Annotated in this window: 11 protein-coding genes; 3 read left to right on the top strand and 8 right to left on the bottom strand. The window is 32.7% G+C overall.

Going from position 1 to position 11666, the window contains the following annotated elements:
* Positions 1–13: 13 nt before the first annotated feature.
* The 3 genes from rd to XJ44_RS06775 are packed head-to-tail and all read right to left on the bottom strand — an operon-like array spanning position 14 to position 1244.
* On the bottom strand, positions 14–175 hold the full coding sequence (gene rd / locus XJ44_RS06785; protein WP_075665548.1) for a rubredoxin: 162 nt from the start codon (positions 173–175) through the stop codon (positions 14–16).
* Between the two features lie 18 nt (positions 176–193).
* Positions 194–832, bottom strand: coding sequence for a peroxiredoxin (locus XJ44_RS06780; protein WP_077198496.1), 639 nt, complete (start codon positions 830–832; stop codon positions 194–196).
* A gap of 1 nt (position 833) precedes the next feature.
* Positions 834–1244 carry a Fur family transcriptional regulator gene (locus XJ44_RS06775; protein ID WP_075666231.1) on the bottom strand — a complete coding sequence of 137 codons (411 nt, stop codon included), beginning with the start codon at positions 1242–1244 and terminating at the stop codon, positions 834–836.
* 254 nt (positions 1245–1498) lie between these two features.
* On the opposite strand from XJ44_RS06775, the gene XJ44_RS06770 reads away from it, so the two are divergent.
* Positions 1499–2521 (top strand): HD-GYP domain-containing protein, encoded by a 1023-nt coding sequence (locus XJ44_RS06770; protein WP_077198495.1) that lies wholly within the window; start codon positions 1499–1501, stop codon positions 2519–2521.
* Positions 2522–2577: 56 nt separating this feature from the next.
* The gene (locus XJ44_RS06765) at positions 2578–4143 is read left to right on the top strand and encodes a bifunctional aspartate carbamoyltransferase catalytic subunit/aspartate carbamoyltransferase regulatory subunit (RefSeq protein ID WP_077198494.1); all 1566 of its coding nucleotides are present in this window, start codon (positions 2578–2580) and stop codon (positions 4141–4143) included.
* Between the two features lie 17 nt (positions 4144–4160).
* Here the strand turns inward: XJ44_RS06765 and XJ44_RS06760 are convergent, their stop codons facing one another.
* Genes XJ44_RS06760 through XJ44_RS06740 form a run of 5 tightly spaced genes read right to left on the bottom strand, consistent with a single transcriptional unit; the run spans position 4161 to position 9537 of the window.
* Complete coding sequence (locus XJ44_RS06760) at positions 4161–5135, bottom strand: ABC transporter ATP-binding protein (RefSeq protein ID WP_077198493.1); 975 nt, start codon at positions 5133–5135, stop codon at positions 4161–4163.
* Positions 5132–6094 carry an ABC transporter ATP-binding protein gene (locus XJ44_RS06755; RefSeq protein ID WP_077198492.1) on the bottom strand — a complete coding sequence of 321 codons (963 nt, stop codon included), beginning with the start codon at positions 6092–6094 and terminating at the stop codon, positions 5132–5134. Before XJ44_RS06755 ends, XJ44_RS06760 begins: the two co-directional genes overlap by 4 nt.
* 4 nt (positions 6095–6098) lie before the next feature.
* On the bottom strand, positions 6099–6971 hold the full coding sequence (locus XJ44_RS06750; RefSeq protein ID WP_077198491.1) for an ABC transporter permease: 873 nt from the start codon (positions 6969–6971) through the stop codon (positions 6099–6101).
* Positions 6972–6982: 11 nt separating this feature from the next.
* The gene (locus XJ44_RS06745; RefSeq protein ID WP_077198490.1) at positions 6983–7990 is read right to left on the bottom strand and encodes an ABC transporter permease; all 1008 of its coding nucleotides are present in this window, start codon (positions 7988–7990) and stop codon (positions 6983–6985) included.
* Between the two features lie 47 nt (positions 7991–8037).
* Positions 8038–9537, bottom strand: a complete 1500-nt coding sequence (locus XJ44_RS06740) for an ABC transporter substrate-binding protein (protein WP_077198489.1) — start codon at positions 9535–9537, stop codon at positions 8038–8040.
* 217 nt (positions 9538–9754) lie between these two features.
* On the opposite strand from XJ44_RS06740, the gene metG reads away from it, so the two are divergent.
* The gene (metG, locus tag XJ44_RS06735; RefSeq protein WP_077198488.1) at positions 9755–11662 is read left to right on the top strand and encodes a methionine--tRNA ligase; all 1908 of its coding nucleotides are present in this window, start codon (positions 9755–9757) and stop codon (positions 11660–11662) included.
* Positions 11663–11666: the final 4 nt, after the last annotated feature.

Below are 11666 nucleotides of genomic sequence, written 5' to 3'. Positions count from 1 at the left end.
CCGATCTTCCCACTTATTCTTCTACTTCAAATTGGTCTTTGCCTACCCCACATACTGGACATACCCAATCTTCTGGCAATTTCTCAAATGGTGTCCCTGGCTCTACCCCATTGTCTGGATCCCCTACTTCTGGATCATATACATATCCACATACACTACATACGTATCTCTTCATGTTTTCCCCTCCAAAATATCATTTTAACTTTTTATGACAGAACCACCAATCGTAGCATTCGTATTCCTTTAACCTTTGTTCTGCTTCTTTTACGCTACTTGCAGGTGGAACAATTACCTCATCATTGACAAGTTCATTGTTAGGCCAATTTGCTGGCAAAGCAACTCCATTCTCATCAACTGTTTGCAACCCTTTTACCATTCTCAAAATCTCATCCATGTTCCTTCCAAGTTCTTGTGGATAATAAAGAATAGCTCTTAAAATTCCTTTTGGATCAATTATGAATACAGCTCTTACCGTATTAGTACCTTTTGCTGGATGAATCATCCCAAGCATTTCTGCAATTTTCCCTCTATCATCTGCTATAACTGGGAATTTAATTTCAACATTAAGTTTTTCTTTGATCCACTCAACCCACTTTATATGTGAAAATACCTGATCAATGCTTAATCCAACCAATTCCGTGTTTATCTTTTGAAATTCATCGTATCTCTTCTGAAACGCAACAAATTCCGTTGTACAAACTGGTGTAAAATCCGCCGGATGACTAAATAACACAACCCATTTTCCCTTAAAATCATCTGGAAACCTTATAACTCCTTTCGTAGTAACTGCCTCAAATTCTGGAACCTTCTCCCCAATAAGTGGTAAACTCATACTACTCACCTCCATTTAAACATTTTTTACAAATTCCAACTAAACAATACTGGATTTTTTTTACCAAATGCCCATCTATACTATCCACTTTTTGAATTTCTGGTAATTCACCAAATACATCGTAAACTTTTTTACACTTCAAACAGAAAAAATGATGATGTGGAACAATTTCATAATCATATCTTATCGCAGATGGTGTAATTACCTCTTTTATTACCCCTTTCTCACTCAACAAATTAACGGTGTTATAAACAGTAGCCCTTGAAATAGCATGTATCTTTGACTTTAACTCTTCGTATATTTCATCAGCAGATGGATGTACTTTACTTTCAATTATAAATTTTAAAATCTGTATTCTCTGAATAGTTGGTCTTATATCGTGAAGCTTTAAAATCTTCGCATAACTCTCCATGCTAATCCTCCTTTATCATGTCCAATTTTATTATACATCCATTTTTAGACATTGTCAATATATTTTTATTTTTTTATTATAATTTTTATTCTAGACAACACAAATGCCTAAAAAACGCTTTTATTCGACTATCGAACAAATACCTTAAATTACACGTAAAAAAACTTTGATTAATTTGTTTCAAGATATTTTTCTAAAATAGGTTGTAAAAAGAAGTTTTAAAAGTACAATTAACGTAGGAAGGGGGATAAACTTTGGAGTTTTTGCTAATAATTTTATCCATATACTCGCTAATAACAACATTATTTTTATTTAATTTAGCTAAAAGTAAAAAAATAAACTTAAAAGAAGTAGTGTTTGATTTTACAAATCAACTTACAAATGAGAACAATGATTTTCCAATAAAAGCGTTATCGTTTATTTCAAAAGAATTTCCCGAAATTGATTCGGGCATTTTTTTAGTAAAAGAAGGAAATAAATTTAATGAAGTATCTTCTTTTGGCCAAAAAATCGAATACAACGATAAATTATTTTTTTACAAAGATTACTTTGTAAAAGACTTTACAATAGACAATACATTAGGAGTAAGATTAATACTTCATTCAAAGTCTAAGATTTCTAAATCAAAAACCGAAAAACTTGAGATAATTTCTTCTTTAATCTCTTCATCTGAACTAATTAAAAATCTAATTAAAAAACATGGAAAATTCCAAATTGATCTTATGCTTTCTATGATAAAAATATTAGAATATTATGACAGATATACCCAAGGTCATTCACTTAGAGTTGCAGAGTTATCCCAAAAAATTGCAAAAAAACTTAATTTATCTTCACAGGAAATTTCAGATGCATATTGGACAGGTCTTGTTCACGATATAGGAAAAATAGCAATTCCAAATAGTATTTTAAATAAAGAAGGCTCTCTTACTATGGAAGAATATGAAATAATAAAAAAACATCCTATATATGGTTTTGAATTCTTATCAACGTCTGAAACACTTAAAAATATAGCAACCTATGTATATCATCATCACGAAAAGTGGGATGGAACAGGATATCCAGGGAGGTTAAAAGGCGAGATGATTCCGATTATTTCAAGGATAATCAGTGTTGCAGATAGTTGGGATGCTATGACTAGTAAAAGAGCATATAGAGATGCCTTAACATATGAATTTGCTTTGCAGGAAATAATAAACAATTCAAACAAACAATTTGATCCAAAAGTTGTCTCAGCTTTTCTAGATGTATTAAAAGAAGAAAATTTAGATATTGCATAATGGGCCCATTTGGGCTCTTTTTTTTAATTTAATAATATTTAGGAGGTGGGGGGAAAGTGAATTTTCTTGGGAGAAGTCTTACCGTTATCAACGATTTTTCAGTTGAAGAACAACTCTTTTTGTACGAAAAAACAAAACTTCTAAAACAACTTTGGAAAGAAAAGAAAGATACCAGTAAATTTCAAATCAAAAAAGATGTAGGAATTTATATCATCTTCGTTGAACCTAGTACTAGGACAAAAGAATCATTCATTAATGCAGCAAAATTCCACAAAAACGCCAAAGTAAACATTTTTGATTCAGAACATTCTTCATTTAATAAGAAGGAAAGTTATGTAGATACATTTAACATGTTAACAGGATACAGCAATTATTCAATTTTCATAGTCCGCACAAAACTTGAAGGAACTTGCAAATACCTTGATGAAAAAGTATATGAATTCACAAAAAGGCACGGTTTAGAAAAACCCTCATTCATAAATGCAGGTGATGGAAAACATGAACATCCAACTCAAGAATTGCTTGATGAATTCACATTTTTGGAACAATTGAATTTTGATAATTCCTATATTCATATTGCACTTGTTGGAGATCTTTTGCATGGCAGAACTGTACATTCTAAGGCAAATGGTTTAAAAATTTTTAAAAATGTCTTAGTTGATTTAATTGCCCCCGAAGAACTTTCTATGCCTATTCACTATGTAGAAAAAATGAAAAAAAATGGTTTTGAAATTAGATTATTTGATTCAATTGAAAATTATTTAAAAAATGAAAACATTGCCCCAATTTGGTATTTCACAAGGTTACAACTTGAAAGAATGGGGGAAGATATCCTCGAAAAAGAACACGTTTTAAGAAGTAGTGTTACATTTAGGAAGGAATTTTTGGAAAAGTTACCTAAAAATGTAAAATTTTATCACCCTCTTCCAAGGCACAAAATGTATCCGACAATTCCCACATTTCTGGATACATTACCACTCAACGGTTGGGAAGAACAAGCAATAAATGGATATTGGACTAGAACCGTTTTACTTTCTATGCTTGGTGGAGCACTTGAAACGGATTTAGACAAAAAAATAAATAACATTATAGATGAACAATTTATAATCCCAGCCAATATTACAAATGGCACTAAGGGAATTTTAAAAGAAGGAAAAAGGGGAATTAAACCAATTGAAAATGGAACGGTAATAGATCACATTGCAAAAGGAAAATCAAAAGCTCAAATCTACGAAACTATAGTAAAAATAAGAAAAATCTTAAAATTGTATGACATTGATAGTGCAGATGGTATATTCCAATCACAAGACGGGAATTTTAAAGGGTACATAAGCCTTCCAGACAGGTATTTATCAAAGAAAGAAATAAAAAAACTTTCTGCCATATCTCCAAATACAACGGTTAATATTATCAAAAACTCAAAGGTTGTGGAAAAATATAGAATTTCTCTTCCACCTTATATTTATGGATTTGCAGAGTTAAAATGCAAAAACGAAAATTGTATAACAAACCCTGCGCACGGTGAAAATGCAGAAGCGTTTTTTATAAAAAACGAAAAAGGAGAGCTTGTATGCAAATACTGTGAAACTCCACATACATTTGAAGAAATTTGGAACATATAGCCCCCGATAAACGGGGGTTATTTATACAAATGACATGCAACCTTCCGCCCTTTATATTCAATTAATTTAGGTTCTTTTTGGCGACATATATCCATTGCGAATGGGCACCTTGGATGAAATCTACATCCCTTTGGTGGATTAATTGGGTTAGGAACTTCTCCTTGTGGTATAATTTTTTTCTTTTTTTTCTTTGGATCAGGTTCTGGAACAGCTGAAATCAAAGCTTTTGTATAAGGATGTAAAGGCTCGAGGTAAATATCCTTAAAATCACCTACTTCAACTAATTTTCCAAGATACATCACACCAATTTTATTACAAATATACTTCGTTGTTGCAAGGTCATGTGTAATAAACAAAAATGTTAAATTAAACTCCTTCTTTAAGTCAATTAATAGTTGTAGTAATTGTGATCTTACTGATACATCCAACATTGCTATAGCCTCATCGGCAACTACAAATTTTGGTCTTAAAATTAACGCACGCGCAATCACTATTCTCTGTCTTTGTCCACCTGAAAGTTCATGTGGATATCTATAATAAAAATCATCAGCTGGAGAAAGGTTAACCCTCTCAAGCATTTGCTTTACCATCTTTTTTCTTTCCATTCTACTATTTCCAATATTGTGTATCTCAAGGCCATGTTTTATCGCTTCTCCAACCTTCATATACGGATTTAAAGCCGCCATTGGATCTTGAAAAATAATTTGAAAGTTTTTTCTAAATTTTCTTAACTCCTCTTTGCTTAACTTGGTAACATCTGTACCCTCAAAAAAAATTTCCCCAGCAGTGGGCTCAATTAACCTTAAAAGAAGTCTTCCTGTGGTTGTTTTTCCGCTACCTGATTCTCCAACAAGACCAAAAGTTTCTCCTCTTTTTATATCAAAACTTATTCCGTCAACGGCTTTCACAAAACGCTGCGGTACCCTTGTTAAAACTTCACCTATTGTCCTTTTTATGGGAAAGTGTTTTACCAAATTTCTAACATATATCATACTTTCACCTCACTGTATAACCAACACTTTACCTTACTACCATCGATTTCGACAACTTTAGGTTCCTTTAATTCACAAATCTCCTTCTTAAACGGACATCTAGGGGCAAATCTACATCCTTTTGGCGGATTTAAAAGATCTGGAGGAGAACCAGGAATATATTTTAAATCCAAATCATTTATATTTGTATTTGGAATACTCTTAAGAAGAAGTTGTGTATATGGATGTTTTGGAGCATAATACAATTCTTCACTCTTTGCCTCTTCAATAATGTGTCCAGCATACATTACACAAATTTTATCCGCAGCTTCCGCAACAACTCCCAAATCATGAGTAATTAAAATCATGGACATATCATATTCTCTTCTTAATTCATTTAACAATTCCATTATTTGAGCTTGGACAATTACATCCAATGAAGTAGTAGGTTCATCTGCTATTACCAATGTAGGATTTAACACCAACGAAAGTGCAATCATAGCCCTTTGCCTCATTCCACCACTAAATTGGAATGAATATTCTTTCATGCGCTCCGGTTTAATTCCTACCTTTTCTAAAACCCTTGCTGTTCTTTCCCTTGCCTCCTCTAAAGTAATATCAGGCTCATGAGTCTTCAATGTTTCATAAAATATCTTCTCAATCTTCATTATTGGATTCAACGAAGTCATCGGATCTTGAAAAATCATTCCTATCTTTTTCCCTCTGATTTTTCTAATATCTTCCTCGCCCATTGTAACTAAATTTTTCCCTTCGATTTCCATAACCCCATTGTAAAAAGTCGTAGGAGGTAATATTTTTAATATTCCTTGTCCAAATGTTGATTTACCACACCCAGATTCACCAACAAGGCCCACAACTTGACCCTTCTCTATTGAAAAATTTATATTATCAACCGCTTTTATATATCCACGCTTTGTTTTATAATATATTTTTAATCCTCTTGCTTCAAATACTGACACAAACTCACCTTCTTTCTCTAATAGTGGGATTCAACAACTCGTTTAACCCTTCACTAAACATTGAAAATCCCAATACTACTGTCACAATAGCAAGTCCTGGATAAAGTAGTCCCCACCAGGCCTTACTTAAAACAAACCTTTGACCATTACTCAGATCAAATCCCCAATCTGGAGTAGGAGGTGCTATACCTAACCCCAAAAATGACAATCCTGCTTCGGTCATAATGGCATCTGCAAGATTCATTGACAGTACAACCACTATTGATGGCAAAACATTTGGAAAAATGTATTTTAAAAGAATCTCATAATTTTTTGCGCCCAAAGCACGTGCTGCTTCAACATACAATTCACTTTTAATAGAACTAACCTGATTCCTTATGACCCTAAAATACGTCGGAGTATAAACAACGGCTATAGAAACAGAAATATTTACAACACCCGGACCTAAAACCGCCGCTATTGCAATAGCAAGTATCAGACCTGGGAAAGAATAAATTGCATCCATTATCAACGTCAAAACCCTATCAAATGCACCACCTAAATAACCGGAAACTAATCCCAATGGTATTCCAACACCAGCAGCTATTAAAACTGCAATAAATGCTATGGTTAAAGCTATTCTTGCACCATAGATTACCCTACTAAGTATATCTCTACCAAGATTATCCGTACCAAAAACAAATTGATCATTTGGGGAGGTCAAAGATCGTCCAACTCTTTCAATTGGATTATACGGAGCAATTTGCGGGGCAAAAATTGCTAGTGTAATGTAAAAAAGTAATATCATTGCACCTATAAAGGTTAGCAAACCCGTTCCAGTTTTAAATAAATCATTTATTATTTCGCCAATTCGCTCGCTAACAAACTTTTTTCTCACAATATCACCCCTTAGTATCTAACCCTTGGATCTACTAGTGCATTAACTATATCAATTACAATACTTATAACCACAACAAACATTGCAAAAAATACAATTGTACCTTGAATCGCCGGAAAATCCCTATATTTTATTTTCAACACCAAATAACTTCCAATCCCCGGCCAAGAAAAAGTAGTCTCAGTTAAAACTGCACCGGCAAGTAACAATGCAAATTGCATTCCCATAATCGTAAATATAGGAACAAATGCATTTTTTACCGCATGACCATACAAAATAACTCTCGACTTTAATCCCCTTGCCTTTGCAGCTTTAACAAAATCTTTTGACAGCATCAATACGGTATTATTTCTCACCATACGCAAAAAAATACTTGAAATTACAAGTCCCAAAGTTAATCCAGGAAGCAATAAATGCTTTAAAACATCTGAAAATGCCTCCCAATTCCAGTTTAAAACACTATCCAAAATTAACAATCCAGTCTTTATATCCAAAGACACCCTAGGAGATAATCTTCCGCCGACAGGAAACCATCTTAAATAAACTCCAAATAAAAGTTGTAACATTAAGCCAAGCCAAAACACGGGAATAGCATAAAGTAATATAGAATATACCCTTGCAGAAATATCTAAAGATTTATCCTTACGCCACGCAGCTTCCGCACCATAAAACAACCCTATCAATAATGCGATTATAAAGGAAAATATTGTTAATTCTAACGTTGCAGGAAATCTATCTTTAATTTCATCCCAAACAGGTCTATTTGTAAGCGTTGATACCCCTAAATCTCCTCTAAAAACATTTCCAATATAATCAAAAAACTGGACAATTACAGGCTTATCCAACCCTAATTCGTGTCTTTTAGCTTCTATAACCTCCAAAGGAGCTTTTCCCCCTAAAATAGCCAAAACAGGGTCACCTGGAATAATTCTCAAAATAAAAAAAATCATTACCAATAAAATAAATATCATAGGAATCGCAAGTATAACACGCGTAATTATATAACTTTTCAAGGACACTATATTCTCCCTCCTTTTAAAAAACCGCCCAAGATGGGCGGTGATATTTACTTTCTTTCGAGGAGATAATACCTAAAGATTTGGGTAGGCTCTAATATAATTCCTTTAATGTAATCATGTGCTTCACAATCTGCAGAACCTTGCCAAAGAGGAATATATGGCATCTCTGCCGCATGATAATTCTGAACAAGTTTATAAATCATTTCACGAGATTCTTGGTTAGTAGCTGCTCTACCAGCAACCATCAAATCTTCGACTATTTGATTTTCATAGAAACTACCAAGAGATTTTGCACCACTAACACTTAAAAATGGCCATAAATAGTCATCAGGATCAAGGTAATCAGGATACCAACCTAATAAGAATAATCCCATTGTTCCATTCAAGAAATATTCGACATATGTAGACCATTCAGCATACTTTATATTAACTCTAATCATCCCTGTTTCTTCCAAAGAACTTTTTAAAACTTGTGCAACGTCTGCTTCTGTAGTTCCATAATGAGAAGGTGTATACCACAAATCTATAACAAGTGGATTCTTTTCACTATAACCTGCAATCTTCAAAATTTCCTTTGCTGCTTGTAAATCGCGTTTTGGAAATACATCTTCGTGACTCCACATACCTGCTGGAATCATTGAATACAATGGCTTTGCTAGATCTACAAAAATATCCTTAACAATGGCACTCCTATCCACAGAAAGTGCTACTGCTTGCCTTACCAAAGGATTATCAAACGGTTTTTGTTTAACATTTAACACTAAATATCTAATTTGCGGACTTGCGCCTAAATATACCTTTATTCCGGAAACATTTTGTAAATCTAAAATATCCCTTGGATCAAGATGTCTATACGCAATATCAATTTCTCCCGTTTCAAGTGCAAGTCTCAATTGTTGTGAATTTTCATAAAATTGGATAATTATCTTCTTAGTCTTTGGCTTTGGACCAAAATATTTTGGATTTTCCTCTAAAACTATTCTTACATCCCTTATCCATTCACTAATTCTATATGGGCCAGATGCAGAAGGAGCAATATCTGAAAATCTATCCTCTGGTGTCACTTTTGGATTTACTGGAAATGCCACTGTATACCCTAATATCGAAACAAATGCTGAAAATTTACTTTTAAGATGTACTTTAAATGTAAATTTATCCACCACTTCCGTCTTTTCTACAACATCTGATAAGAGAAATGCGGGATCACCATTTAACCTCATAACGCGATCAAAAGAAAATTTGAAAATATTTGCATCGATCTGTGTACCATCTTCAAAGTAGGCATCTTTTCTTATATAAAACGTATAAACTAAACCATCGGATGAAACATCCCATTTTTCAAACAACCACGGTTTAATATTTGCAGTTCCAACTTCATAATCAACAGGTCCCGCTAAAACATTTTGCAAAATGTTACTGGAAAAATAATCATAACAATTCGCCGGATCAAGTGTCCTTATCTTGTCAGTTGTACCCACAACTATAACACTACTTGCGAAAGAAAAAGCAACAAGCAACAACCCCAAAATAACCAGCAATTTCTTCATATAATCCCCTCCCTTGGAATATGGTAACATTATTTTACCATATTTTAATATTAAAAATCAAGATTTAACATTAATTTTTTGTTGTAATATTGTTTTTACATATCCGCCTATCTAATTAACCAAAAATTAATGATATACATTTGTTTCATAATCTTGTAAATTTCATTTATATGGTATAATTTTACAAAGAAAATAAACCGTTTGTGGAGGTGTAAAAGTGAAAAAATTTTATCTAACAACCCCTATATATTATGTTAATTCAGAACCACACATTGGAAGTGCATACACAACTATCATAGGAGACATAATTGCAAGATATAAGAGACTAATGGGATATGAGGTATTTTACCTTACTGGTACCGATGAACATGGACAAAAAATATTACAAGCTGCAAAGAAAAAAGGAACAGAACCTCAACAACTTTGTGATAAACTTTCTGAAAAATTTAGACAATTATGGAAAGATTTAAATATAACCAACGATTATTTCATCAGAACAACGGATAAAAAACACATGGAAACTGTACAATTTTTTGTTTCAAAAATGCTGGAAAATGGTGATATATATAAAGGAACATACAAAGGTTGGTATTGCATTCCTTGTGAAACATATTGGAATGAAGACGAAATAAAAATAGAAAACGGGAAACACATATGTCCCACATGTAATAGAGAACTAAATTTTGTTGAGGAAGAAAATTACTTTTTCAGGCTTTCCAAATACACAGAACCTCTGTTAAAACATTTTAAAGAAAATCCAGATTTTGTTGAACCAGAATTTAGAAAAAATGAAATGTTGAAAATATTAGAAAGCGGTTTAAAAGATTTATCAATAACAAGGACTACCTTTGATTGGGGTATAAGAATGCCAAATGATCCAAAACATGTTATATACGTATGGGTTGACGCACTAATAAATTATATTTCCGCAATTGGTTACGGAAATGATGAAGAAACGTTTAAAAAATGGTGGCCAGCAGATTTACACTTAATAGGAAAAGAAATAAATAGATTCCATAGTTTAATTTGGCCTGCAATGTTAATGTCTGTAGGGCTTCCATTACCTAAAAAGATCTTTGCACACGGATGGCTTACGGTAAATGGACAAAAGATCAGCAAATCACTTGGGAATGCTATTGATCCAAGGGAATTTGTAAAAAAATATGGAAATGATGTTATAAGATATTACCTTTCAAGGGATATTGTCTTTGGAAAAGATGGGGACTTTTCTGAAGAAAACCTTGTACAAAGATTAAATTCAGACCTTGCAAATGATTACGGAAATTTGCTCCATAGAACACTTGCGATGGTAACCAAAAATTTCGATTCAAAAATTCCAGTCCCTCAAACACCAAATGAGTCAGATAAATCACTAGCAAATGAATACTTTAAAACAAAAGAAAAATACTTAAGTTGCATGGAGCAATATAAATTGACAAATGCACTTGAAGCAATTTGGGATTATATTAGATTTGTAAACAAATACTTTGACGAAAACAAACCATGGATTCTTGCAAAAGAAGGAAACAAAGAAAGGCTTGCAACTGTTTTGTACTATACACTTGAAGCATATTTAAAAATTGCAACTTTGTTACTTCCATTTATGCCTGATTCGTCAAGAAAAGTGTTTAAAAGACTTGGGCAAGATTTTGAACCTCAAAAATTTATTGACAAGTGGAATACCCTTGTTGCTGGAAATAAAGTAATACATGATAAACCACTATTTCAAAAAATTGACCTGAAAAAATTTGAAAAAATTGCAATCAAAAAAGATGAAAAAACAGAAGTCAAATTAGATAATCTAATTACAATAGATGATTTCAAAAAGATAGAACTTAGAGTTGCACAAATTGTTGAAGCAGAAAAGGTCGAAAAATCGGAAAAACTATTAAAATTAATTGTGGATCTTGGAAAACATGGAAAAAGGCAAATAGTTGCAGGTATATCAAAGTATTATTCTCCAGAAGAACTAATAGGTAAAAAGATAATTGTGGTATTTAATTTAAAACCCGCAAAATTAATGGGAATAGAATCACAAGGTATGTTACTTGCGGCAAAAATCAATAACGATTTAACAGTATTAACCGTAGATAGAGATATTGAACCTGGTGCAAAAATTTCATAACTGG

This window comes from Thermosipho affectus (assembly GCF_001990485.1).
Classification (GTDB): Bacteria; Thermotogota; Thermotogae; order Thermotogales; family Fervidobacteriaceae; genus Thermosipho; species Thermosipho affectus.
Note: the sequence above shows the minus strand (reverse complement) of the source record. Positions and strands in the feature narration are given on the sequence as shown.